We start from the raw sequence: 23,378 nt of genomic DNA on the forward strand, positions 1-23,378 counted from the left end.
AGATTAAAAATCTTTTTTGCCAGCTTTGTAACGTAACCCCAATATAGGCAGTATGGTCCACAATAAAAGAATGGCCAATGAAATTAGAAAACCTAGATTGGTACCAAAGAACTTTTTGAAAATGGCTCCTGTGTAACCCAATAGTGCAGAAATATCCAATTTTAGCAATATCAATATTCTGGAAAGATCAATAGGGTTGAGTATAGTAGCCACCAAGGAGAATTTGTCCAAAGGATATTCTTCAAAAACAATGAGCGACATCAAGAAAAGCCCATCGTAGATCACGGCCAAAAAGAGCCAGAGCAAAACAGCATAGCCAAAGCCCTTTATCTTGTTTTCGTTCGATATGGCGATCACAAAGGACAATCCCACAAAAATAAAGGTCAAAAATGCCCCAGTGACCAGTAACAGGGAAAAATCAAAAATGGCATTGCTCTGCATAAGCCCGTACAATACAAATGGAATCCCCAACCCCAAAACCAAGCTTAGGGTCAGTGAACCGGCCACGCCAAAATACTGTCCCATAAAAATGGAACTACGTTTTATGGGCTGTGCCAACAAGAGTTCAGTAAATTCTCGGGAATTGTAATAGTACATTACTCCGAATATGGTTCCGATCAAGGGAATCAGGACAATGATTACGTTCATTAGGGTAATCACAGCCTTGGATACATCGTTGTTCAAGAACAACAATACAAAACCCAGGGCGAGGTAGAACAAAAAGTAAACATAGCTCCAACGGCTTCGTATAAGATCATAAAAACTGTACTTCAATATTTTAAGCATGACTACCTGTTGTTATGGCCGCAATGGCGTGTTCAAAATTGGCTTGTTCGGTCTGTTCCAATAGTTTTTCAATGCTTCCTTTAAAATAAATTTCTCCTTCCAGTAGGTATACGATCTCATCCGCCACTTCTTCCACAAACTGCATTATGTGCGAAGTGATCAAAACGGTTTTTCCATTGGTTTTTTCTTTTTGGATCAATTCCTTTAAACTAATCAATGCCTTGGGATCCAAACCTGTGGTAGGTTCATCCAAAATAATCAATGGACTATCAAACATAAAGGTCAAAACAATGTTCACTTTTTGTTTGGTACCACCAGATAGAGTGGATAGTTTTTTGTTCAAAAACGGTTCTAGGCCAAAGAGGTCGATGAGTTCTTCTTCTTCACTTGAGCTATTTCTGAGATCTTTGATCATGCCAATCAATTCCTTGACCTTAATATTGGGCGGAAAATTGGCAATTTGGGGTAGGTAATCGATTTTTTTGCGATACTTCCAGTTTTTTTTGATGGATTCGTTCAATACTGATATTTTGCCTTTATCGGGAATTACCATGCCTAAAATACTCTTGATTAAAGTGGTTTTACCAGAACCGTTCGGGCCAAGGACGGCATAAATGTTACCCTTGTCAATGGTGAGGTCGACCCCTTTCAAAACTTCGTTTTTACCAAACTGCTTATAAAGATTGTTTATTTCAATGGTCATAATCGTACTTTCATTAAAGGTTGGGCATCTTTTAAATTGTCGGGCGTAAAAACCGGGGAGACCCTTTCGGAAAAATCAATAATATCCATGAACAGACTCCGCAATAGCACAATGGTCTCCGGAGTACGGTTGACAACATAAGAAAATAGTTTTACTGGACGATATGGGACATCCCCGATGCCGTCCTTATCCAGATCATAGCCCGTATAACTACTCCAAAAATTACCCTCAAAGACATTATCGTTGAGTTTACTGTTGTAGGAGATATCAAAGGAATTGTACAAGAAATTATTGCTTTTGAAGCTATTGGTATAGCAAGCCCCGATGACACGTATGGCCCAACCATTGCCAATAAAATCGTTGTCGGTGTACTTGATTCGGTTGGATCCTTCTATGTTGATACCGATGGTGTTCTCCTCAAAAATGTTTCCTTTGATCTCTGCATCGTTGATTTCCTTTAGAAGCATGCCATAGGCAGCTGTACCCCAATTCTTCCGAAAAGTATTATTCTTCATGGTAATGAACTTGGAGAACATTACGGCCACCCCCGCGCCATTGTTTTCAAAAGTGTTGTTCGTGTAAATATCGTTGTTCGAAAACATAAAATGGAGGCCATATCGGAGGTTGTCCATACTTACATTCTCACTAATGGTAACCCGGTCTGAAAACTCCAAATAGATACCGTCACGAGTGCCCTGTATATGGTTTTTTAATACTTCTATGTCCGAAGAATACCAAAGTTGTATTCCATTACCCGAATTATATTCGTCCACGGCCTCTCCAATAATTCTATTGTGGTACACTTTGCCATGGGAGGATTTCTCCAAATAGATGCCAAAGAACAATTGCTCCAACACCATGTTCTTAATCTGAAAATTTTTGCTCTGTACCACGCGTATCGCCGCATTGTCCTTGGTATAACTGACCCCTACATTGACGATGAAAAATCCATCTAAAGTGACATGGTCCGATGTAACCCTAAAAATCTCCCCTTTTTTTTCACCATCCACGATAGGATAACCAATTCCTCTTATAACTAAGGGTTTATCCACCAATATTTCAAATTCTCGATACCTGCCCTTTTGAACCAAAAGGGTATCGTACGCATGGGCTCGCGCAATTGTTTCTTTAATAGAACTGTTTTCACAGGTATTGCAGACCTTCCATATACTTGCCCGCATAGGTGCCCCCATTAAGAACAAGAGGAACCATAAAATGTATTTGCTATTTGGATGGAATAGAAACATAAGTGTTTGAAATTTAAAGGGTCTTTACTTCCCTAATTTGCGTTTAAATCATGAACTGACTTTCCTGTGATTAGGGTCACAGCAATACGATATACCACAGGCATTTCCACTTCTTGCAACCTTCCGGAAAAATGACTTAAAAAATGAGGACGCTCCGCATTTTTATGGTCTATGGTTCGCTGCACGCCTTCTGCAAATTGTTTTAGATATTGCTTGGCGGAATCTCCCGTAAGCTCTTCGAATCTTCCATGTACTTGTACCGACTCCCAATGACGAAAAGACTCGATTCTATCGACTTGAAATGTGACTTTGTCGTGTTTTCTTAGGGAATTGATCCGATGTCCATTGGAGGCAAAACATAGAATACTCCTTTCCTCCTTAAGAAAATAGTAGGTCGATGGAACCACATAGGGTTCGTTTTCGGCGATATAGGCCAAGCGACCGACATAATTGTCAATCAAGAGATGTTCGCATTTTAAGGTATCCAAATCTATCATTGTACTCGTGTTAAAGTTTAAACCTTTTTTTAATTTCCAGCCACGTGTAAACCTTCCCGCCATTTTCATTCAAAACATGTTGGGCAGCTTGCTCTTCGGAGAAGGCACTAAGGAAAGCTCCCATAGGGCTTGGAATGTTTTCACTGATCAAATAGGTGGCCTTTGTACCGTCCATGAGAGAGCCGGGCTGGTCAAAATCGTTGACCATTAACATTGCCAAGGTAGATTTGTCTTCATCCTTTAATTGGTTCATCATACATTCAATGGCATCAAAATTAAAGACCTTACCTTTCTTGGTAACCAGTTGTGCGGCATGTTGCTTGTCAACAATCGTCATACTGCAGTAATGGCAACCCACATGACCGTAATCAATGGGTTTTGGACTAACGGAGCAACCTATGTTACCCGCTAGGATTACAAGAAAAAGGATAATAGATGGTTTCATAATAAATTGATTATTGTTTTTTAGCGTTTTTCCAACCCAAAATGCCCGCTGTCAGGGTAAGCATCATGCCTAAGAACATTAACCAGGCTCCAATGGAAGGCAAGGAAGTCACATCAAAATTCAACATTTTTACATGTCCAAATAATGGTGGTTTATATGTCATAGGAGTTCCATCGGGGTTGGTCAATTTCATGATGGCGTTGGGATTTAAGTTGGTACCATAATCCACCAACCACTCGTTGAAATCGTACATGCCCAAAACACCCATTATGGACATCAATGCAAACCAACCGATAAACCATTTATAACTAACTTTGTCAAAGTATCCCAAAAGACCTATTGATACGCCAATGGCCACCATGATTCCTATAATTTGGGGAAAGGTGCCGAACTCCCACATGTCCTCAGGTTTGGGCAATGTTTGCATTCCAATATAATGGTTCAGGCCATCAATGTTCTGGATATCAAATTCATTGGCACCTTGCAGCCCACTTATATGAATATGTAAACCCAAGGGATCTGGATATTGCGGTGCGCCCAACATAATATTCCAAAGTGGGAAAAGATATAACCCCAACAAGAAGAGCGGGCCAATGATCATAAGTAAACTAGCCTTTTTCATTTTTTTCTATTTAAGGGTTACAAATTGAGTGCGGTTTTTTGGTCGATGGTTGTATTTCAATTTGTAAAAAAGCGGGCAGGTCTTAGACGCAGCCCGCTTTGTTCATTGGTGAATCAATCCGAACTACTCACCAAGTGACCATTTCAATTCTATATTTGAATTGGCGGGGGAAACCCTTACATATCCTTGCATTTCTTGGTGCAATGCAGAACAAAAATCGGTACAATAGAACGGCCATACCCCAACTTTTTTGGGTTCCCAAACCGAAGTTTTGGTCTGACCGGGCATAATGAGAAGCTCAGAGGTGTTCTGTCCTATCATCGCGAAGCCGTGGGGTACATCGAAATCCTGCTCATGGTTGGTAATGTGGAAGTATACCTTATCCCCAACTTTGATGCCCTCGATATTATCCGGGGTAAAGTGACTTCGGATAGTGGACATATAAATATGAACCTCGTTCCCGTCCCTAACTACTTTGGCATCTGTTGGAGTTTTTACGGCATAAGGATGTTCGTTTTCATCCAATCTGTATATTTTCTGAGACTTAGTAGCCAAAATATCAGCGGGTATTCCAGCTGCGTAATGAGGTTCACCATGCGTAGGGAAATCATATATCAGTTCCATTTTATCTCCTGAGATATCATAAATCTGAGCAGAGTGTTCCATTTCAGGACCAGTGGGCAAATATCGGTCCTTGGTAATCTTGTTCATGGCCACTACATATTTGCCAAATGGTTTTCTGGAGTTGCCTCCGGGAATCATTAAGTGCCCTACGGAGTAATAGGTTGGTTTTCTGTCGATGACCTCCCATGTACCCAACTTCCATTTTACCACTTCAGATGAGATGAAAAAGGTGGTATATGCATTACCATTTCCATCAAATTCGGTATGCAATGGGCCGAGTCCACCACTTTTTACTTGTCCGGCCAATACATCCTCAAACTTAAGGATTGGAATTCCATAGGCTTCTCCATCAAATTTTTCACCCTCAATGGCAGCGATCATTTTATCAAAAGAGTGTACGGTCAAGTCGGCGGAAAGTTTACCATTTCCAATGATGTATTGACCAGTAGGGTCTACATCACATCCATGAGGTGATTTTGGTGTAGGTAAAAAGTATACAGCTCCTGGAACTTTTAATGGATCTACTGTTAATACTTCCTTATTCATAGTGGTTGTAGCCGTATGTGTGCCTTCATCATACACATTGTGTGCATAACTGGCAGACATTTTTGTGCCACCTCCATTGTTAACGTATTCTTCAATTTTCTTCCAATTGACAGCGGCAATAAAGTCCTTGTCGTTTTGCGAAGCATTGACTTCTTGGAGTGTGTAGGCCTCCTCTGTATTGTAGGTAGTAAAAAAGAACCAGCCATGGGATTTACCTCTACCGGGATGTGATAAATCATAGTTGAATCCAGGCATCAACAATTGGAATTTTAAATCCATGTGACCATGCTCTGGATTCACGCTAATGAAGGACAAGGATCCCTTAAAGTTGCTCTTGTATTCATTTATGGGCATGTCCCTTTGGGGAATTGGAACAGAGAAACGTGTGCCGGCAACGACATATTCCGTGTTTTCCGTAATAAAGGAAGAACTGTGGTTACCTGCACTGTTGGGTACCTCTATAATTTCTTCAGTTTCAAAAGTGCTTAAATTAATACGTGCAATTCTTGGGGTATTGTTTCCGTTGATGAATATCCAACGACCGTCCAACTCCCCATTGGTTTGGGATATGTCTGGGTGGTGGGCATCGTCCCAGGGCACAAATCCATGGGATGTATTGAGCATAGGTTTGGTTTCTTCTGAATAACCATAACCCGAAGTTGGGAATTGGGAGAATACAGGAATCTCTTTGAACATTCTACCAGAAGGTAATCCGTATACGGTTAGGTTTCCGCTGTATCCTCCGGACAAAAAAGCGTAAAATTCATCTTGTTCCCCTGGGGCTACATAAACCTTTTCGGCAGCACTGGACGACAGAGCCCCGTTTGAGCTTTGATTCTGTTGACCACAGGAAACCAACATTAAGAAGGCACCAACGGTCGCTAGCAAATGGTTGTTAATTTTCATTGTGTTAGGATTTATCTGTTTTTTTGTTGTGTTTATTGGCTAGGGGGTAGGATTACTTTATCCACGATGTGGACGATACCATTTCCTGCCGATATGCTACCGATAATTTTGGCACCCCCGACATAGACTTCATCACCCTTGACTTCCACAGGGGCATCTTGGTTGTTGGCCTGCCCCAATTTTTTGAAATTCTTTAAAAAGTCCTTTGAATAGTTTCCAGGGGTTACATGGTGCTTTAGAATATTGGCCAGGGCATCTTTATTTTCTGGTTTTAAAAGGTCTTCCACGGTTCCCTCGGGAAGCGCATCAAAAGCTGCATTTGTTGGAGCGAAGACCATTAAAGGTCCCGCGTTGACCAAAACATTTTCCAATTGCGCAGCTTGTACAGCGGCAACAAGTGTAGTGTGGTCGTCGGATTGCAATGCTATCTGCAAAACGTTGGGGGTTGACGCATCATCTTTGATAAAGGCTTGGCCTTTGGTGTATTCTGAGGCAACAGTGGATTCATTTTGAACTGAGTCCTTCGTTTCGTTTTGAGGTCCATTTTTACAGCTACTAAATATTGTCAGTAGTGAAAACAGCCCTATTATACTAAGTTTAATGGTTGATTTCATAGGGTTTATTTTAAGGTTCTAAAGTATTCAACAATAGCCCGGGCCTGTTCTTCGGTAAGTCCTTGGTTGGACATGGGTGATCCATTGAATTCTTGAAGCAAGTCTTTGGCCAAAGGGTCTTGTTGTACCATTTCCTGAGGATTTAGAATCATGTTCATTACCCACTCAGGAGTTCTTCTGTCGAGTACACCATTTGGGGCAGGTCCAATAAATTTTTTACCAACCCTGTGACAGGCTAAACACATTTGCTCATAAACTTCTTTACCCTTTGCCGCCATGGCTTGATCAATTTCGGTAGGAATTTCAATGGATTTTATTGGACCGATTCCTTTTGTGGTCAAATCAATACGATCAGATGCTTTTACTTCACTGGCAGCATTGGTTGTAACGGGCTGTTCGGTTTCAGCTTTTTTTCGTTGTACACTAAAACCATCCTCTTTTTTTTCTTTGTCTTTTCCTCCACAGCTTAACATGATAAGGGAAAAGAGCAGTATTGTTCCTTTTAGTATTGTTTTCATAGGATTAAACTTTAGAATTTCAAACCAAAATTATATAGGCTATGTAACCTATAACATGATATAAATCATAAAAAGGATAAAAATATCTTTTAATCTTTGATATACATTTTATGTCATGCTTTCCAATTCTTCCAAATATGCCATCAAAGGGGTGCTTTATTTAGCATTGAACTCCAATGCTGACCAAAAGGTCTTGGTGAGAGATATTTATGATACCATTCATGTGCCAGAGGCTTACTTGGCCAAGCTATTACAAGAACTCTCAAGGCATGGTATTATCTCTTCAACTAGAGGACCAAAAGGAGGATTTTATTTGAGTGATGAAGATAGAAAGCACACGTTATTGGAAATTGTAAAGGTTATAGATGGAGAGAATCGACTGAATTCATGCGTTATGGGTATCCGTAATTGTGATATGGACAATCTTTGTGTTCTACATAAACTTGTAGGAGGTAATAAGTCTAAGTTCATTAATGTACTTGAAAGCACAACGATATTGGATTTAGTTGATGGCAAAAAAGGGGTCGAAGAATTTTTTCCAATGTAAATTCTAACCTAGGAATTTATTTACCCGCCTTCTTTGTATGGATCAATTAAATACGAAGAAGTTAATTCTTGAGTTCAAGCTTTTTTTGTAAGGCTATCATATCTTCGGATAGCTTTTTATCTAACACACGAGCATAAATTTGAGTTGTGGACAATTTGGTATGGCCCAGCATTTTTGAAACAGTTTCTATTGGTACTCCATTTGATAAAGTAACTGTTGTCGCGAATGTGTGACGAGCCATATGAAAGGTTAAATTCTTATTTATACCTACTGCATCTGCAATCTCCTTTAAATATAAATTGGTTTTTTCATTGGTGATTTTTGGAAGTAGTGTTTTAGAGCAAATAGTGACAGGATGATTTTTATATTTATCCAATATTTTCTTAGCAGGTACCAACAAGGGTACTCGAACAGAAGTTTTGGTTTTGAGTCTTTTGGTTATAATCCATCTGTTACCATCTGATCCAACAATAAGATTGTTGTCTGTCAACTCCATAATGTCTGAGTAGCTGATTCCAGTGTAACAACTGAAAACAAAAAGATCCCTAACCCGATCTAATCGTTCAATAAAGAAATCGTAGTTTTCTAAATTGCTAAGTTCATTAGCGTTTAAGAATTCTCTTTGTTTTTGTTCGAATGTTGGTTTCCAGCGTAAAAAAGGATCTCTATCAATCCATTCCAATTGATAAGCAAGATTAATGATTTTTCTAAGCCTTTGCAGATGTTTCATTACCGTATTATGGCTCATGGCCTTGGGATGACCCTTTGGATAATAATTAACCAAAAACATTTCAAGATCTGAAATGAACTTGTAATTAAGTTGACGTAGATGAACATCTGATGTTTTGAGATTATTTTTAAGAAATCTGTTTATGTAATTCTCGGTGATTCCAAAATTTCTAATGGTGCCTGGGGCTAGTGTGTTTTCGATTTTTCTATTATGGTATTCCAGTAAATCCAATAGAGTTTTGGAGTTGATATTTTCTCCGTTGTAAAGTGATTTGACCAATTGGGGAGTTATTAGGTCGCCCTTATATTTTAAATCTTGGTAAATATTCAATAATCTGGCTTGAACAAGATCTAAGTACCGATTGATATCTTGAGACTCTTTTGTTTTTCCTTTGACTTTTTTATTAAGGTTGTCCCATAGATCAATATTGATCTTTCTCTTAATACCAATATTGGCTCTTTTTCCATTAACGGTTATTCTTACAAAGATTTCCGCTTTATTATTAATAGCTCGTGATTTGTTAATCCAGAATAGGATTGAAAAGGTGTGTGATGTTTTCATAGTTGTCATCTTAGGTTTAAATGTTAAGATGAAAGTCAAATCAACTATGTGTCAGTGCTTTAGGGGAGTATTCGGTCAACACTGTTGACGATTGGATTTTGTTGACCGATTTGTTACCGATTGATATGAAATCAAAACAAATTAAATGTACCCCTAAAAACGCTGAAAACCTTACAGTTATAAGTTCTGTAAGGTTTTCCATTATTTTGGTATTGCTACCTAGTGACCTCGGCAGGATTCAAACCTGCAACCTTCTGAGCCGTAATCAGATGCGCTATTCAGTTGCGCCACGAGGCCGTTTTAATGGGCTGCAAATATATTTCTTTTTAAATTTACCACAAAACCTTGGCATACAAAAATAATGGACCTTTCAGCCTACATACGTGATATAGAAGATTTCCCGAAGCCAGGTGTGGTCTTTAAGGACATCACTCCACTTCTAAAAGACCCAAAGGCTTTGAAGGCGGCCACCGAACTGCTTTTGCATTATACAGCCAATATGAGGGTAGACAAGGTCGTTGGGGTCGATAGTCGTGGGTTCATTTTTGCACCGTTATTGGCACAAAAAAAGGGAGCAGGCTTTATACCTGTCCGAAAGCCAGGAAAACTCCCTTTCAACACCTTGTCCGAATCTTATGAACTCGAGTATGGGCAAGAAATCCTTGAAATCCATTCCGATGCGATTGAAAAGGGCGATAAAGTGCTGGTGCACGATGATGTCCTGGCCACTGGTGGCACGGCCAAAGCGGTGTGTAAATTGGTGGAACGGCTAGGGGGGGAAGTGGTCCAATGTAATTTTTTGATACATCTTACCTTTTTACAAGGGGCAGAGAAACTCAACGGGTACCCCATCAAATCGTTGCTCCGGTACTAATTTTCTTCCAACGCCCTTGTGGTGACGTAGTAGCGCCAACCGATAACGGCCAATTGCCACTTGGATGCCTTGGACAGGTCTAGACCCTTTTTGGTGAAGGAAGGCAGAACTGCCTTGTTGATTTTTGCCAGAATCTTGTAAAACATGGTTGTAGTGTTGATTATGACAAATATACTAAACAGCCAGGGGTCTCTACTACATGAAAATAATAGTAATGAGATGGATGAGGAGCATGACGAAAAACTTTACTATGGCGATCATTGTTCGATTGATTTTTTAGGTTAAAAACTAGTGTTGACCGATTGTGTTTTTCGAATATAAAATGATAAGATTCATGCTGCCAAACTTTTAGATTGAAATCTATACAATTGCATACAAGATTGTAGTCTTTTGAACGAGATACTCCTTGAATATTAAATATACTCCTTGTTATAAGTTTTAAAGTGTAATGATAAATAACATTTAATATTGATAAATGTAACTTTTGTAGGGGTGTTTTTGGGTGTTTTTTGAAAACCTAGGGCGGTTTCGTTCCCAAAAGGCCGTTTTTTGGCCCTCTCGTTTGCTCGAAAAAAAAAGGAACCACTTTTTTATGAGCGGTTCCTTTCTTTTTTTAGGGATGTTTTTTTCTACTGCTTGCCCTTTTTCGTGGTAATCTCTATGACCCCATCTTTGGCCTTTTTTCCATATTTCTCAATGGCCGTTTCACCTTTGAGCACATTCATGCTTTCAATATCGCTGGGTGAGATTTTTTGTACGTCTTTGCCGGACACTTTTTTTCCATCTATATAATAGAGCGGTTCGCTACCTCCATCATTATCTATATAAAAGAAACTGGCATCCTTTTCAATGACTTCAATATCCTTATCGTCATCAGAGTCCTTGATGATCATGACATGGCTTTTACTGTCCTTGTCCTCCACTTTTCGTATTCTTATTTTTTTGACGTTCTCCCCATCTTCATCGGAGTCGAAATGAATGGATGTCCCTTTCTCAATTTCCATTTCCTTGATTTCGTCGTCACTAAGTTGCTTCCCATTGACGATAACGGTCTTTTTGGCCTTGGAACCATCAACCCTGATCAATGTTTTGTCCGAAGTGGTCCAAGTGACATCATCATCCCCCATTTTATGGATGCGGATCTTGTTGTGCTTGGCATTGCCAAAAGAGACTAAGTTGGCCTCATCGTCATAAAAAACAGTCAATGGATCTATGGGGCCATCGGAGTTGGAACTGTAATTGCTACTGAACTTTTCCCCTTTGGAATTTTTTCCGCTCAAGTTCAAGTTGATCTCCACAATTTCCTTTTGGTCGTTCCTGACAGCGGTGTAACTGAAATCTATCCCATCCTTGGACAGGTCTTTCTTCATCTTGTCCAGTTCATCGTTGGACGTGTCCTTGTTGATGATAAGTTCCACAGACTTATCGGCCATGATGCTTTCAATGCTTTCGGAACTGGAATAACGATATACTTCTTCTATACTAAAACTGACCAGAAATAGTCCCAGCAGAGGTAGCACGAACAACGTTTTGAACACATTGATTTTTTTTGATTGATTTTGATTTAACATGACTATTCGTTTTTTGATTAATGAATTATAGAATGAATTTGTGAGTCTGTATTCCTGTCCGTCCACAGCTTGCTTTAGCATGAGGTACTGGTAGTTTTTTTTGTTTTCCATTTGGCTGATGGTCTCCGAATCGGCCAAAAACTCCAAGTTCTGTTTCACAGCCCTGGTGTAGAACCATAAGACAGGATTGAACCAGAACAAAATTTTCAAGGCTTCGAGCATTAAGATATCCACAGTATGGTATTGTCTTGCATGTACCTTTTCATGCTCTAGGATGGTCCCTAGTTCATTTGTGTTGAACAAGGCTGGGTTGTAAAAAATGTAGTTGAAAAAGGAGAAAGGCGAGATCCGTTTTTCCGTTTCCACATGCATGTAGGGGTGTTCCCTCCAGGTTCTGGCATTTTTGGCCAAGGCTCTCAGTGAACTCAATTGGATCAAAAATTTCACCAATAGTATGAGGCATCCGATTGCATAGATGGCCCAAAATACATGTTCCAACGTAAAGGCGGTTTGCAAAAGGGGAGCATCGGTTCCGTTTATATTACTCGTTGCACCGACCAGAACGGGCTTTGCGGCCATAACGACTCTCTCAATCCTGATGAAGGGAAAGAGGAGCGAAAGGACGAGCCCGGCAAGCAAGAAGAGCCTGTTTTCCATAAAAAAAGTGTCCCGCTTGAGGAATGCATGGTAAACCCCTAGAAAAACCGAGGATATCAATACTGTTTTTGCAAAGTATAAGATGATAGGCTCCATTATTTCTTTTTTTCGATGAGGTCAATGATTTCTTGTAACTCTTTAACCGATATCTTTTCCTCATTGGCAAAATGGGAAACCAAACTTTTATAGGAATCGTCATAGTAATCGGCAATGGCGGCGTTGACATACTTTTTGCGATATTGTTCCTTGGCTACCATGGGAAAATAGCGGTGGGTATTCCCAAAGGCCTCGTGCCCTACGTACCCCTTTTCCTGTAAGTTTCTCACAATGGTGGAGAGGGTGTTGTAATGGGGCTTTTCGCCATCAATCTCTTCCAAAATCTCCTTGACGAAGGCTTTTTTCAACTTCCAGAGAATTTTCATCACTTCCTCTTCCTTGTTGGTCAATTTTTGCATAGTCTCACTGATTACAGTCCAAACATAATACTAATTCCATAGTTAAACAACTATTTTTATAGTTTGTTAACTATTTTTGTAGTTTTTATTTTGCTGTGAACGTTTTTGGTTGATGGAATCTTCCGCTATTTTTACGCAAAACTCGATTCTTTGGAAAATCTACTTTATGTTACCCTTGGGCTGGCCCTTCTTATTGCCGGGGGAAATTGGTTGTTGAAATCGGCAGTGGCCCTATCCCTTAGGTTGTCCATCCCAAAGATCGTGATCGGCATGACGGTGGTTTCCTTTGCCACATCGGCACCAGAACTTATCGTGAGCATAAAAGCGGCCTTGGACGGTTTTCCAGATCTTGCCCTGGCCAATGTAGTGGGATCCAACATTGCAAACCTGGGGCTCGTGCTGTCCATTACCATACTATTGGGGAGCATAGATGTGCGAAAAAGTTTCTATTCCACCGATTGGCCTGTGATGATGGTCGCTTCCCTCTTGTTTTGTGGCTTTGTTTATTTTGATGCTGTTCTGCAGCAATATGAAGGTATCATCCTCGTATCCTGTCTTTTTCTTTTCTTGGTGTACCTTCTCAGGTTTCAACAAACAGCGGTTGTGGATGAAAGGCCGGAAGATGATGTTCCCCTACCTTTATATAGGACGGTATTGTTGCTTGGCATAGGGGGAACGGCACTTTGGGGCGGATCGGAACTGCTGATCAGGGGTGCCGTGGGCATGGCCTCCGTTTTTGGAGTGAGCGATAGAATCATTGGCATCACTGTGGTTTCGGTAGGGACCAGTGTTCCTGAATTGGCAGCCTCCGTAATTGCAGTGCTAAAAAAGGAAAAGGCCATTTCGTTGGGTAATTTGATAGGTTCCAACATTTTTAACCTACTGGCTGTTTTGGGAATAACAGCCATCATTACGCCTATAAATGTAGTGGATACGGGATTGCTTCATAATGATATCTTTTGGATGTTGGGCATTTCCTTTTTGATACTGCCCTTGGTGTTCTTCCCAAAAGGATTGCGCTTGGGGTGGAGGGACGGTCTTGTGCTTTTGACCATCTATATCGCTTTTGTCTATTTGACCGTAAAATAAAAAACCGCCCCTTTGGTAGGGACGGTTTTTCATCTATAATCAACAACTAATTTATTTGCTACCGGCTATACCTTAGCAGATTTTACTGTTTTGATGATCCTGGCCGCAACTTTGTATGGATCTGCGTTAGAGGCAGGTCTCCTGTCCTCCAGCCATCCTTTCCATCCTTTCTCAACGGTCATGATCGGAATCCTGATGGAAGCGCCCCTATCGGAAACTCCATAGCTGAAATCGTGGATGGAAGCAGTTTCGTGCTTACCGGTCAAACGTTGGTCATTGTATGCTCCATAGACAGCTATATGCTCTGCGGTAACAGGTCTGAAGGCCTCACAAATTTTCTCATAAACCTCCTTGGAACCGCAGGTTCTCAAAGTAGTGTTGGAGAAGTTGGCGTGCATACCGGAACCGTTCCAGTCTCCCTTGATGGGTTTTGGGTGATATTCAATATAGTAACCATAATCTTCGGTCAATCTATCCAAAAGGTAGCGGGCAGCCCAAACTTGGTCACCGGCAGTTTTTCCACCTTTGGCAAAAATTTGGAACTCCCACTGTCCGCAAGCAACTTCTTGGTTGATACCCTCGAAATTGATACCAGCTTCAAGACACATATCCGCATGACGCTCCACCAAATCCCTGCCATGGGTGTTCTTACCACCTACAGAGCAATAGTACATTCCTTGTGGCCCTGGATAACCATTGATAGGGAAGCCCAAAGGTAGTTGGGTCCTGGTATCCATAATAAAATATTCCTGCTCGAAACCGAACCAGAAATCATCGTTCTCATCATCTATGGTCGCCCTTGAGTTGGTCGCGTGGGGGGTTCCATCTGGGTTCAATACCTCGGCAATCACCAAATAACCATCGATCCTTCCCGGATCTGGAAAAATTGCAACGGGCTTAAGCAAGCAATCTGAGGAACCTCCTTCGGCCTGCTCAGTGGAACTGCCGTCGAATGACCATATAGGGCAATCTTCCAGTTTGCCGCTAAAATTCTCCTCGATTTTAGTTTTGCTTCTCATGTTGGCAGTTGGTGTATAACCGTCCAACCAGATATACTCTAATTTAGATTTGCTCATAATTTTTGGTAGTTAATCGTTCTCAAATTAATGGAGACAAAAATAGTTTTTTCATTTAATAATCAATGTTTCGCAGGGGTAAAATCACAAAATTGTCGATATAATTTATAATACCCCTGTTTTGTGTGGGGCAAAGTGAAAAAAAAGTATTTTTTAGGACATATATTATTAAATTGTTAATTGTAATTTTGAGGCCTAAATACAAATAAAATGCCGAAAGTAAGATTCCAAGCCTTGGCAGAAAGCCGCAACAGAAAGCATACCGAGATGAACGAAGCAGGGAAACGTTCCGAGCTGTTCGGGAAGAATGTTTTCAATGAGGACAAAATGCTCCAATTCCTGACCAAGGAAGCTTTTGACAATGTCAAATCCGCCATTTTTCAAGGAAACAAGATAGATCGTAAAATTGCCGACCAGGTGGCCGAAGGGATGAAGGCATGGGCCCTGAGCATGGGTGCCACGCACTATACCCACTGGTTCCAACCCTTGACCGGAGCCACCGCCGAAAAGCACGACGCCTTCTTCGATATCCTTCCCGATGGCAGGGGTATGGAGAAGTTTGGAGGGGCACAATTGGTGCAACAGGAACCGGATGCATCCAGTTTTCCCAGTGGAGGCATCAGAAATACTTTCGAGGCCCGGGGCTACACCGCTTGGGATCCGACCTCACCGGCATTCATATATAAAACGACCCTTTGCATCCCCACCATATTTGTGGCCTACACCGGTGAAGCCTTGGATAATAAGGCACCATTGCTACGTGCACTATACGCTGTGGACCAGGCCGCAACAGGGGTTGCACAGTATTTTGACAAAAACGTGAGAAAGGTCTATGCCACCTTGGGTTGGGAACAAGAATATTTTTTGGTGGACAAGGCATTGGCAAAGTCCCGTTTGGACCTCTCCATGACCGGTAGGACCTTGGTGGGCAATTTTTCCGCAAAGGGCCAACAGTTGGACGACCATTATTTTGGAGTGATACCGCCTCGCGTGTTAAGTTTTATGAGCGACCTGGAAAAGGAATGTACCAAATTGGGAATTCCGGTCAAAACAAGACATAACGAAGTGGCCCCTAACCAGTTTGAGTTGGCACCGGTGTTCGAGGAAGCCAACCTTTCCGTGGACCACAACCTGTTGCTCATGGACGTCATGGAAGAGATTGCGGACCGCCACCATTTTTCAGTACTGTTCCATGAAAAGCCCTTTGCAGGGATCAACGGTTCCGGCAAGCACAACAACTGGTCCCTGGCCACCGATACCGGGGTGAACCTGCTCAGTCCAGGGAGCACGCCCATGAAGAATCTTCAATTTTTGACCTTTTTCGTCAATACCATAAAAGCAGTGGACACTTATGAGGAGCTTTTGCGCGCCTCGATTGCCTCTGCAAGCAACGACCACAGATTGGGTGCCAATGAGGCCCCACCGTCCATCCTTTCCATTTTTATCGGAAAACAATTGAGCAATGTGCTGGACGAGTTGGAAGGGGTTTCCAAAGGAAAACTGTCGCCAGAGGAAAAAACGGAGCTCAAGCTCAACGTAGTGGGTAAGATCCCGGAAATTCTTTTGGACAACACCGATAGGAACCGTACATCTCCCTTTGCCTTCACGGGGAACAAATTTGAAATGAGGGGAGTGGGTTCCAAGACCAATTGTGCCAAACCCATGACCATTCTGAACACAATCGTGGCCAAGCAGCTCACAGATTTTAAAAAGGAGGTGGATGCGCTGATCGACAAAAAGAGCCTGAAAAAGGACGAAGCCGTTTTCAACGTGCTCCGCGAGTACATAAAGACTTCCAAACGTATCCGTTTTGAGGGTGATGGGTATGGGATGGAATGGCAGGAAGAGGCCAGAAGACGCAAGCTGAGCAACAACAAGAACACCCCAGAGGCCCTACAGGTAATCACTTCCAAGGAGAGTTTGGAACTTTTCAAGGAAATGGGCGTGATGAACGAAGTGGAACTCAAGGCCCATCAGGAAGTGGAATTGGGAGCGTATATTTTTCATATCCAGATTGAAGGAAGGGTGCTAGGCGAAATGGTCTATAACCACATTATCCCTGCTGCTATCCGATACCAAAATATCCTGTTGAAGAATGTGAGCGGGTTAAAAGAGGTCTATGGCGCAGCCCATAAAAATGTGGCCGAAAGCCAATTGAACATTCTGGAACAGGTGGGGGAACACATTGTCCAGATCAAAAAGCTAACGGATGAGATGATCGATGCCAGAAAACGTGCCAATGGGATGGCCATGAGCAACAAAAAGGCACAGGCCTATTGTAACAACGTAAAACCTTATTTTGATAAGATCAGGGAACAGTCCGATAAATTGGAAAAACTCATAGCGGACGATCTATGGCCCTTCACCAAGTATAGGGAATTGCTGTTTGCTAAATAGCACAAGCCCCAAAAAATGAAAACCTACGGAAAGCCTATCGATTAATTGATGGCTTTCCGTTATTTTTGCCCAAACCCATTTTTATGTCATCCGACACGAGTAAAAGATATGCCCAGAGAGGGGTTTCCGCTTCCAAGGAAGATGTGCACAGTGCCATCAAGAATATAGACAAAGGACTTTTTCCCAAGGCTTTTTGCAAAATTGTCCCCGACCATCTCACTGGTAGTGCGGACCATTGCCTTGTAATGCATGCCGATGGTGCCGGGACCAAATCCTCTTTGGCCTATATGTACTGGAAGGAAACGGGCGACCTGTCCGTTTGGAAAGGGATTGCCCAAGATGCCCTGATCATGAACGTGGACGACCTGATCTGTGTGGGTGCCACCGACCATATCATGCTTTCCTCGACCATCGGAAGGAACAAGAACCTGATTCCGGGAGAAGTTATTTCGGCCATCATCAATGGTACGGAGGAATTGATCTCCGATCTGAAAAAACATGGGATCACCATCCATTCAACGGGTGGGGAAACGGCTGATGTAGGCGATTTGGTGCGGACCATCATCGTGGACTCCACGGTCACCGCCCGGATGGAAAGGAGCCAAGTGGTCGATAATGCCAATATTTCGGCTGGGGATGTCATTGTAGGGCTTGCTTCCTATGGAAAGGCCACTTATGAGACCGAATACAATGGTGGGATGGGCAGTAACGGGCTTACCTCTGCCAGACATGATGTCTTTGGAAAATATTTGGCAAAAAAATACCCGGAAAGCTATGACGCCTCCGTTCCAGAGGAGTTGGTATATTCCGGTCAGATTAAATTGACGGATGCCGTGCCAGATTCTCCCTTGGATGCAGGAAAATTGGTGCTGTCACCCACAAGGACCTATGCGCCCATCATCAAAAGGATATTGGAAGCCTATTCACCCAAGGAAATCCATGGGATGGTGCACTGTAGCGGGGGGGCGCAGACCAAGATCCTCCACTTTGTGGACAATCTTCACATCATCAAGGACCATATGTTCCCTGTACCACCCCTGTTCAAATTGATCCAGGAGCAATCCGGTACCGATTGGAAGGAAATGTACCAGGTGTTCAACTGTGGACACCGAATGGAACTTTATGTAAATGAGGAAGTTGCTGAAGATGTCATCAGGATTTCCAAAAGCTTCGATGTAGAAGCGCAGATCATAGGCAGGGTGGAGTCATCGGAAACCAAAAAACTGACCATCCAGAGTGAGTATGGTAAGTTTCACTATTAGCATACGATTCGTTCCAGTTTAGCGTTCTTGTTTATAAACCCCGAGCTATGGAAAGGAAGGATTTTCTAAGAAGTTTAGGCGCAGGTGCAGCATTTGCCCTTACTTTTCCCTGTTTGCAAGGATGTTCCAAGGACCAAATCGACGGGAATATTGAAGAAGTTCCCACGGGTGTGGACTTTACGGTAGACCTTACTTCCCAGGAAGGACAGGCCCTATCGGCAAATGGAGGATTCATCTTAAAGAACTTGGTCGTTGTGGCCAGAAATCTCCAGGGAGAATATGTGGCGGCCAGTCAGGTGTGCAGCCATGAATCGTATGACCAAGTAAGGTTTGTCAATCAGGATGGGGGTATTTTTTATTGTGATGTCCATGGATCCCGCTTTTCGCAAGATGGAACCCCATTGAACCAAGTGGATAGTAAACCGGCACGTGCCCTCAAAGTATTCAATACCGAACTTGATGGGTCCATACTCCGGATCTTTGAGTAATTTGTAGTCCCAAATCTTATGAAACGATTCTTGACCTTCATTTTTTTTGTAAGTCTTGGTGCCCTGCACGCACAGGAGTGGCAGGACAGTTATGCCAGTGCACTGGATAGGGCAAATACAGCAGACAAACCCATTGTTCTGGTATTTTCCGGATCGGATTGGTGCGCTCCCTGTATCCGTTTGAAAAAAAGCATTCTGGATACGGAGGAGTTTAAGACCTATGCCTCCAAGAACTATGTGCTGTACAATGCCGATTTTCCTCGAAAAAAACAAAACCAGCTTCCCGAAGAAAAATCGGGCGTGAACAAAATGCTGGCCGAAAAATACAATCCCAAAGGTTATTTCCCCTTGGTCGTGGTCTTGGACAAGAATGGATCTGTTTTGGGAGAAACAGGATTCAACCCCAGGCTTACCCCTGAGAAATATATTTCTCTTCTCAACAAATTCATAAAATGAAAGCGGTCGTCCTTCTTTTGAGCAGCCTATCCTGTCTGTTGTCCTTGGGGCAATTGGGGCAGAAGGATGTCACTGTGAAAAAGACGCTCAAGTTGATGGGAACCCGTTTTGAGGTCACCGTGGTGGCCCCGAACGAGGAAATTGGCTATATCAACATTGATGAGGCCGTTTCCGAGATCCAGCGTATTGAAAAGATCATCTCTTCTTGGGATGAAAACTCCGAGACCTCGCTCATCAACAAAAATGCAGGGATAAAGCCCGTCAAGGTAAGTCCAGAGCTTTTTGGCCTTATTGAGCGTTCCATACGGATTTCTGAGATTACCGATGGGGCCTTCGACATTACCTATGCTTCCATGGACAATATTTGGAAGTTTGATGGCAGCATGGAAACTGCACCCAAAGAAGAGGATATCCGAAAAGCCGTGGAAAAGATCGGATATCAAAAAATCGTGATGGACCCCAAGAACCAAACCGTATTCTTGCCGGAACCGGGCATGTGCATCGGGTTTGGGGCCATTGGAAAAGGGTATGCAGCGGACAAGGCCAAAGAACTTATGGTTTCCAAGGATGTGAAAGGAGGCATCATCAACGCTTCTGGCGACCTGACCACATGGGGGACCAAGGTGACAGGGGAAAAGTGGCTGGTGGGCATTGCCAATCCGTTGAGCAAAGACAAGGTGTTCAGTTGGTTGCCCGTCATCGAATCCTCGGTGGCCACATCAGGCAATTATGAAAAGTTCATCATCCTGAACGGAAAAAAATATTCCCACATCATCGACCCCAGGACAGGATATCCCACTACGGGGATCAACAGCGTGTCCATTTTTGCCAAACAGGCGGAACTTTGTGATGCCTTGGCCACAGCGGTTTTCATTATGGGAAGGGACGTTGGCCTGCACATGATCAACCAGATGGATGGGGTAGAGGCCGTGGTCGTGGACTCGGACAATAAAATTCATAAGAGTTCGGGTATCATATTCGATATGAATCCGTAAATTTAGTCCATGATCAAAGCGATGATTTTTCTCCTGATATTGGTCCTTTCGAGTTCCTGTGTGGCCGTGCGTGAGTACGACAAGGCCTATCTGAACGATGCAGAGATGCAATTGGGTGCCAGGGCCAGTGAACGCTTTGAGACCAATTTCCACATTTATCGGGAAGCGTCCGCCGGGGCCAATGGAGGCAAAACAGGGGGCGGTTGTGGTTGTAATTAAATGGTACGGGACACTATGAAAAATTGCATCAAAAGAACAGGGGTCGCCAAAAGGACACTGTTCAGTTCTGGATTGCTCTTCCTTTGCTGTATGGCCATCCGTTCGCAGCAGACCGATACCTCTTACCAAAAACGTGTTTTGGAGACCAGCGAGGTCGACCTGTTGTTCAGCTATTACAAGCAGGATGGACAAAATGCCGCGGTGACCGGGGGAGAGGGGACCGAAGAGTTGACCGATGCCACTTCCAGCATTGTACTGCGGATGCCCATGAACGAAAGTGATATCCTGACGGTGGATGTCGGCCTGTCTGCCTATACTTCTGCCTCTTCCAGCAATGTGAACCCCTTGGACGGCGGACCCAGTGTTTCACCATTCGATGCTTCTTCTGGGGAATCCAGAAAAGACCTTTTGACCTACATCAACCCCAGCTACCAGCACAGTTCCGATGACAGGAATTCCATCTGGAGCGCCAATGCCTATTTTTCCACGGAGTACGATTATCTTTCCCTTGGTTTTGGAGGGAGCTATACCCGTTTGTTCAATGAGAAGAACACCGAACTGACCTTGAGCGGCCGGGTGTTTTTTGACAAATGGAACCCGCAATACCCCATTGAGCTGCGTGAAGGTTTTTTTGACGATCGGATTACGGGGAACGGGACCTATAATCCCATTTTTTCGGAATTTGAAAAGGAGAGCAGAAACTCCTATTCGCTTTCGTTGAGTTTTTCGCAGATCATGGGGAAAAAATTGCAAGGGGCCCTTTTCATGGACCTGGTTTCCCAGAACGGATTGTTGAGCACCCCGTTCCAACGTGTCTATTTTGCGGATTTTGAAGATTTTTATATCGATGATTTCCAATTGGCGGACAATGTGGAACAATTGCCGGACAGTAGGTTCAAAATACCCTTTGGGGGTAGGCTGAACTACTATCTAAACGACCTGGTGGTGTTGCGTACCTATTATCGTTTCTATTGGGACGATTGGGGGATTACCTCGCATACGGCCAGTTTGGAAGTACCGTTCAAGGTCACGGACAAGTTCACCCTGTATCCTACGTACCGTTACTACACTCAGACCGCAGCTGATTATTTTTATCCCAAGGAAGAAGCACTGTCCACGGATAGCTACTACACTTCGGACTATGACCTGTCGGATTATAATGCCCATCAATATGGAATGGGAGTGCAGTACAGGGACATTTTTGCTTCGGCCAAAGTGTTCAGTTTTGGCCTGAAGACCATCGACCTCCGTTTTAGCCAATACGACAGGAGCAATGGCCTCAACGCTTTTATCTTTACCCTTGGGACTACTTTTGTGGGGAACTGACCCAATTTTGTTGGAAAAGAATCCAACTAAAAAATCGTAAATTCGCATCCCTAAGTAAGATTGATCTATGCTAGATAAGCTCCATATAGTAAAGCAACGTTTCGATGAGATTTCCGATTTGATCATCCAACCCGATGTGATTTCGGACCAGCAGCGCTACATCAAATTGAACAAAGAATACAAGGACCTTAAAGTGCTCGCAGAAAAGCGTGAAGATTATATAACTCTGACCAATAACATCAACGAGGCCGAGGAAATCATCGCCGACGGCAGTGATCCTGAGATGGTGGAAATGGCCAAGATACAGCTCGATGAGGCCAAAAGTGCATTGCCCAAGTTGGAAGAGGAGATCAAGTTCCTGTTAATTCCCAAAGATCCTGAAGATGCCAAGGACGTGGTGATGGAGATCAGGGCCGGGACCGGTGGCGACGAGGCCAGTATCTTTGCCGGGGACCTGTTCCGCATGTACACCAAATACTGTGAGTCCAAAGGCTGGAAGACCAACGTCATCGACTTGAGCGAAGGGACCAGTGGCGGATACAAGGAAATCCATTTTGAGGTCACAGGAGAGGATGTGTACGGTACTTTGAAATTTGAAGCTGGTGTGCACAGGGTGCAGCGTGTGCCCCAGACCGAGACCCAAGGTAGGGTGCATACTAGTGCGGCGACCGTAATGGTGATTCCAGAAGCGGAAGAATTTGACGTGCAGATAGATCCCAAGGAGGTACGTATCGATTATTTCTGTTCATCAGGACCTGGAGGACAATCGGTGAACACTACATATTCCGCGGTACGTTTGACCCACCTTCCCACAGGTATTGTGGCCCAGTGCCAGGACGAAAAATCCCAGCACAAGAACAAGGACAAGGCCTTCAAGGTACTCCGTTCGAGATTGTACGATATGGAATTGGCCAAAAGGCAGGCCGAGGATGCCGCCAAGCGAAACTCGCAAGTAAGCAGTGGGGACCGTTCGGCCAAGATCCGAACGTACAACTATCCGCAGGGAAGGGTCACCGATCACAGGATCGGACTTACCCTTTATGACCTGCAGAACATCATGAACGGCGATGTCCAAAAAATAATCGATGAGCTGATGCTGGTAGAGAACACCGAAAAATTGAAAGAGGCTTCCGAGATTTTTTAAACTATTTATTGACTGGTCTTGTA

The 23,378-nt window shown here is 43.1% G+C and carries 25 protein-coding genes and 1 tRNA gene; 11 read left to right on the forward strand and 15 right to left on the reverse strand.

Features of this window, described 5'->3' with window-relative positions; all coding sequences use genetic code 11:
* Window positions 1-3: 3 nt before the first annotated feature.
* The 9 genes from D2V93_RS08065 to D2V93_RS08105 all read right to left on the reverse strand — a co-directional run bounded on the left by D2V93_RS08065 (window position 4) and on the right by D2V93_RS08105 (window position 7,508).
* Window positions 4-786 carry an ABC transporter permease gene (locus tag D2V93_RS08065; RefSeq protein WP_119619099.1) on the reverse strand — a complete coding sequence of 261 codons (783 nt, stop codon included), beginning with the start codon at window positions 784-786 and terminating at the stop codon, window positions 4-6.
* Window positions 779-1,489: an ABC transporter ATP-binding protein gene (locus tag D2V93_RS08070; protein WP_119619100.1), complete on the reverse strand. Its 711-nt coding sequence runs from the start codon at window positions 1,487-1,489 to the stop codon at window positions 779-781. Before D2V93_RS08070 ends, D2V93_RS08065 begins: the two co-directional genes overlap by 8 nt.
* Window positions 1,486-2,670: a nitrous oxide reductase family maturation protein NosD gene (locus D2V93_RS08075; protein WP_245978145.1), complete on the reverse strand. Its 1,185-nt coding sequence runs from the start codon at window positions 2,668-2,670 to the stop codon at window positions 1,486-1,488. The genes D2V93_RS08070 and D2V93_RS08075 overlap by 4 nt, the downstream gene beginning before the upstream one ends.
* 98 nt (window positions 2,671-2,768) lie before the next feature.
* A complete protein-coding gene (locus D2V93_RS08080) occupies window positions 2,769-3,233 on the reverse strand; it encodes a pyridoxamine 5'-phosphate oxidase family protein (protein ID WP_182849970.1) in 465 nt (154 codons plus the stop codon).
* A gap of 10 nt (window positions 3,234-3,243) precedes the next feature.
* Complete coding sequence (locus tag D2V93_RS08085; RefSeq protein WP_119619103.1) at window positions 3,244-3,678, reverse strand: nitrous oxide reductase accessory protein NosL; 435 nt, start codon at window positions 3,676-3,678, stop codon at window positions 3,244-3,246.
* Between the two features lie 10 nt (window positions 3,679-3,688).
* A complete protein-coding gene (locus D2V93_RS08090; protein WP_119619104.1) occupies window positions 3,689-4,300 on the reverse strand; it encodes a hypothetical protein in 612 nt (203 codons plus the stop codon).
* Window positions 4,301-4,423: 123 nt separating this feature from the next.
* Entirely contained in the window at window positions 4,424-6,376 is a 1,953-nt protein-coding gene (gene nosZ, locus D2V93_RS08095; RefSeq protein WP_119619105.1) for a Sec-dependent nitrous-oxide reductase, read from the reverse strand.
* Window positions 6,377-6,408: 32 nt separating this feature from the next.
* Complete coding sequence (locus D2V93_RS08100) at window positions 6,409-6,990, reverse strand: fasciclin domain-containing protein (protein WP_119619106.1); 582 nt, start codon at window positions 6,988-6,990, stop codon at window positions 6,409-6,411.
* Window positions 6,991-6,995: 5 nt separating this feature from the next.
* Entirely contained in the window at window positions 6,996-7,508 is a 513-nt protein-coding gene (locus D2V93_RS08105) for a c-type cytochrome (RefSeq protein WP_119619107.1), read from the reverse strand.
* Window positions 7,509-7,623: 115 nt separating this feature from the next.
* Here D2V93_RS08105 and D2V93_RS08110 point away from each other — a divergent pair, with 115 nt between their 5' ends.
* Entirely contained in the window at window positions 7,624-8,055 is a 432-nt protein-coding gene (locus D2V93_RS08110) for an RrF2 family transcriptional regulator (RefSeq protein ID WP_119619108.1), read from the forward strand.
* 61 nt (window positions 8,056-8,116) lie between these two features.
* Here D2V93_RS08110 and D2V93_RS08115 read toward each other — a convergent pair whose 3' ends face one another.
* The gene (locus D2V93_RS08115) at window positions 8,117-9,346 is read right to left on the reverse strand and encodes a site-specific integrase (protein ID WP_119619332.1); all 1,230 of its coding nucleotides are present in this window, start codon (window positions 9,344-9,346) and stop codon (window positions 8,117-8,119) included.
* Window positions 9,347-9,569: 223 nt separating this feature from the next.
* Window positions 9,570-9,643 (reverse strand) — tRNA-Arg (locus D2V93_RS08120).
* Window positions 9,644-9,707: 64 nt separating this feature from the next.
* Here D2V93_RS08120 and D2V93_RS08125 point away from each other — a divergent pair.
* Complete coding sequence (locus D2V93_RS08125; RefSeq protein ID WP_119619109.1) at window positions 9,708-10,220, forward strand: adenine phosphoribosyltransferase; 513 nt, start codon at window positions 9,708-9,710, stop codon at window positions 10,218-10,220.
* Here the strand turns inward: D2V93_RS08125 and D2V93_RS08130 are convergent.
* The 3 genes from D2V93_RS08130 to D2V93_RS08140 form a co-directional block, all read right to left on the reverse strand.
* On the reverse strand, window positions 10,217-10,366 hold the full coding sequence (locus tag D2V93_RS08130) for an SsrA-binding protein (RefSeq protein WP_072878833.1): 150 nt from the start codon (window positions 10,364-10,366) through the stop codon (window positions 10,217-10,219). The two genes, D2V93_RS08125 and D2V93_RS08130, sit on opposite strands and share 4 nt — an antisense overlap.
* A 483-nt stretch (window positions 10,367-10,849) precedes the next feature.
* Window positions 10,850-12,544, reverse strand: coding sequence for a M56 family metallopeptidase (locus D2V93_RS08135; protein WP_119619110.1), 1,695 nt, complete (start codon window positions 12,542-12,544; stop codon window positions 10,850-10,852).
* The gene (locus D2V93_RS08140) at window positions 12,544-12,903 is read right to left on the reverse strand and encodes a BlaI/MecI/CopY family transcriptional regulator (RefSeq protein ID WP_119619111.1); all 360 of its coding nucleotides are present in this window, start codon (window positions 12,901-12,903) and stop codon (window positions 12,544-12,546) included. The genes D2V93_RS08135 and D2V93_RS08140 overlap by 1 nt, the downstream gene beginning before the upstream one ends.
* A gap of 150 nt (window positions 12,904-13,053) precedes the next feature.
* On the opposite strand from D2V93_RS08140, the gene D2V93_RS08145 reads away from it, so the two are divergent.
* Complete coding sequence (locus tag D2V93_RS08145) at window positions 13,054-13,992, forward strand: calcium/sodium antiporter (RefSeq protein ID WP_119619333.1); 939 nt, start codon at window positions 13,054-13,056, stop codon at window positions 13,990-13,992.
* Window positions 13,993-14,057: 65 nt separating this feature from the next.
* Here D2V93_RS08145 and D2V93_RS08150 read toward each other — a convergent pair whose 3' ends face one another.
* Window positions 14,058-15,068 (reverse strand): glutamine synthetase beta-grasp domain-containing protein, encoded by a 1,011-nt coding sequence (locus D2V93_RS08150; RefSeq protein ID WP_119619112.1) that lies wholly within the window; start codon window positions 15,066-15,068, stop codon window positions 14,058-14,060.
* A 210-nt stretch (window positions 15,069-15,278) separates the two neighbouring features.
* Between D2V93_RS08150 and D2V93_RS08155 the strand changes: the two genes are divergently transcribed.
* From D2V93_RS08155 to prfA, 8 genes are all read left to right on the forward strand, one after another.
* Window positions 15,279-17,465 carry a glutamine synthetase III family protein gene (locus D2V93_RS08155; protein WP_072878840.1) on the forward strand — a complete coding sequence of 729 codons (2,187 nt, stop codon included), beginning with the start codon at window positions 15,279-15,281 and terminating at the stop codon, window positions 17,463-17,465.
* Window positions 17,466-17,548: 83 nt separating this feature from the next.
* A complete protein-coding gene (locus D2V93_RS08160) occupies window positions 17,549-18,727 on the forward strand; it encodes an AIR synthase related protein (protein ID WP_072878841.1) in 1,179 nt (392 codons plus the stop codon).
* 47 nt (window positions 18,728-18,774) lie between these two features.
* Window positions 18,775-19,215 (forward strand): QcrA and Rieske domain-containing protein, encoded by a 441-nt coding sequence (locus D2V93_RS08165; RefSeq protein ID WP_072878842.1) that lies wholly within the window; start codon window positions 18,775-18,777, stop codon window positions 19,213-19,215.
* A gap of 18 nt (window positions 19,216-19,233) precedes the next feature.
* Entirely contained in the window at window positions 19,234-19,671 is a 438-nt protein-coding gene (locus D2V93_RS08170; protein WP_072878843.1) for a thioredoxin family protein, read from the forward strand.
* The gene (locus D2V93_RS08175; protein ID WP_072878844.1) at window positions 19,668-20,666 is read left to right on the forward strand and encodes an FAD:protein FMN transferase; all 999 of its coding nucleotides are present in this window, start codon (window positions 19,668-19,670) and stop codon (window positions 20,664-20,666) included. Before D2V93_RS08170 ends, D2V93_RS08175 begins: the two co-directional genes overlap by 4 nt.
* Before the next feature lie 9 nt (window positions 20,667-20,675).
* Complete coding sequence (locus D2V93_RS08180; RefSeq protein ID WP_072878845.1) at window positions 20,676-20,885, forward strand: DUF4266 domain-containing protein; 210 nt, start codon at window positions 20,676-20,678, stop codon at window positions 20,883-20,885.
* Between the two features lie 15 nt (window positions 20,886-20,900).
* On the forward strand, window positions 20,901-22,211 hold the full coding sequence (locus tag D2V93_RS08185; RefSeq protein ID WP_119619334.1) for a DUF3570 domain-containing protein: 1,311 nt from the start codon (window positions 20,901-20,903) through the stop codon (window positions 22,209-22,211).
* 67 nt (window positions 22,212-22,278) lie between these two features.
* The gene (prfA, locus tag D2V93_RS08190) at window positions 22,279-23,355 is read left to right on the forward strand and encodes a peptide chain release factor 1 (RefSeq protein ID WP_119619113.1); all 1,077 of its coding nucleotides are present in this window, start codon (window positions 22,279-22,281) and stop codon (window positions 23,353-23,355) included.
* Window positions 23,356-23,378: the final 23 nt, after the last annotated feature.

Origin of the sequence: Flagellimonas taeanensis (assembly GCF_003584105.1) — a bacterium.
Classification (GTDB): Bacteria; Bacteroidota; Bacteroidia; order Flavobacteriales; family Flavobacteriaceae; genus Flagellimonas; species Flagellimonas taeanensis.

Coding starts and splice junctions, on each gene's coding strand:
- D2V93_RS08180 (WP_072878845.1), top strand. CDS start 20,676: ATGATCAAAGCGATGATTTTTCTCCTGATATTGGTCCTTTCGAGTTCC.
- D2V93_RS08155 (WP_072878840.1), top strand. CDS start 15,279: ATGCCGAAAGTAAGATTCCAAGCCTTGGCAGAAAGCCGCAACAGAAAG.
- D2V93_RS08080 (WP_182849970.1), bottom strand. CDS start 3,233: ATGATAGATTTGGATACCTTAAAATGCGAACATCTCTTGATTGACAAT.
- D2V93_RS08100 (WP_119619106.1), bottom strand. CDS start 6,990: ATGAAATCAACCATTAAACTTAGTATAATAGGGCTGTTTTCACTACTG.
- D2V93_RS08075 (WP_245978145.1), bottom strand. CDS start 2,670: ATGCGGGCAAGTATATGGAAGGTCTGCAATACCTGTGAAAACAGTTCT.
- D2V93_RS08085 (WP_119619103.1), bottom strand. CDS start 3,678: ATGAAACCATCTATTATCCTTTTTCTTGTAATCCTAGCGGGTAACATA.
- D2V93_RS08115 (WP_119619332.1), bottom strand. CDS start 9,346: ATGAAAACATCACACACCTTTTCAATCCTATTCTGGATTAACAAATCA.
- D2V93_RS08135 (WP_119619110.1), bottom strand. CDS start 12,544: ATGGAGCCTATCATCTTATACTTTGCAAAAACAGTATTGATATCCTCG.
- D2V93_RS08110 (WP_119619108.1), top strand. CDS start 7,624: ATGCTTTCCAATTCTTCCAAATATGCCATCAAAGGGGTGCTTTATTTA.
- D2V93_RS08090 (WP_119619104.1), bottom strand. CDS start 4,300: ATGAAAAAGGCTAGTTTACTTATGATCATTGGCCCGCTCTTCTTGTTG.
- D2V93_RS08165 (WP_072878842.1), top strand. CDS start 18,775: ATGGAAAGGAAGGATTTTCTAAGAAGTTTAGGCGCAGGTGCAGCATTT.
- D2V93_RS08140 (WP_119619111.1), bottom strand. CDS start 12,903: ATGCAAAAATTGACCAACAAGGAAGAGGAAGTGATGAAAATTCTCTGG.
- D2V93_RS08175 (WP_072878844.1), top strand. CDS start 19,668: ATGAAAGCGGTCGTCCTTCTTTTGAGCAGCCTATCCTGTCTGTTGTCC.
- nosZ (WP_119619105.1), bottom strand. CDS start 6,376: ATGAAAATTAACAACCATTTGCTAGCGACCGTTGGTGCCTTCTTAATG.
- D2V93_RS08170 (WP_072878843.1), top strand. CDS start 19,234: ATGAAACGATTCTTGACCTTCATTTTTTTTGTAAGTCTTGGTGCCCTG.
- D2V93_RS08130 (WP_072878833.1), bottom strand. CDS start 10,366: ATGTTTTACAAGATTCTGGCAAAAATCAACAAGGCAGTTCTGCCTTCC.
- D2V93_RS08105 (WP_119619107.1), bottom strand. CDS start 7,508: ATGAAAACAATACTAAAAGGAACAATACTGCTCTTTTCCCTTATCATG.
- D2V93_RS08150 (WP_119619112.1), bottom strand. CDS start 15,068: ATGAGCAAATCTAAATTAGAGTATATCTGGTTGGACGGTTATACACCA.
- prfA (WP_119619113.1), top strand. CDS start 22,279: ATGCTAGATAAGCTCCATATAGTAAAGCAACGTTTCGATGAGATTTCC.
- D2V93_RS08065 (WP_119619099.1), bottom strand. CDS start 786: ATGCTTAAAATATTGAAGTACAGTTTTTATGATCTTATACGAAGCCGT.
- D2V93_RS08185 (WP_119619334.1), top strand. CDS start 20,901: ATGAAAAATTGCATCAAAAGAACAGGGGTCGCCAAAAGGACACTGTTC.
- D2V93_RS08070 (WP_119619100.1), bottom strand. CDS start 1,489: ATGACCATTGAAATAAACAATCTTTATAAGCAGTTTGGTAAAAACGAA.
- D2V93_RS08160 (WP_072878841.1), top strand. CDS start 17,549: ATGTCATCCGACACGAGTAAAAGATATGCCCAGAGAGGGGTTTCCGCT.
- D2V93_RS08125 (WP_119619109.1), top strand. CDS start 9,708: ATGGACCTTTCAGCCTACATACGTGATATAGAAGATTTCCCGAAGCCA.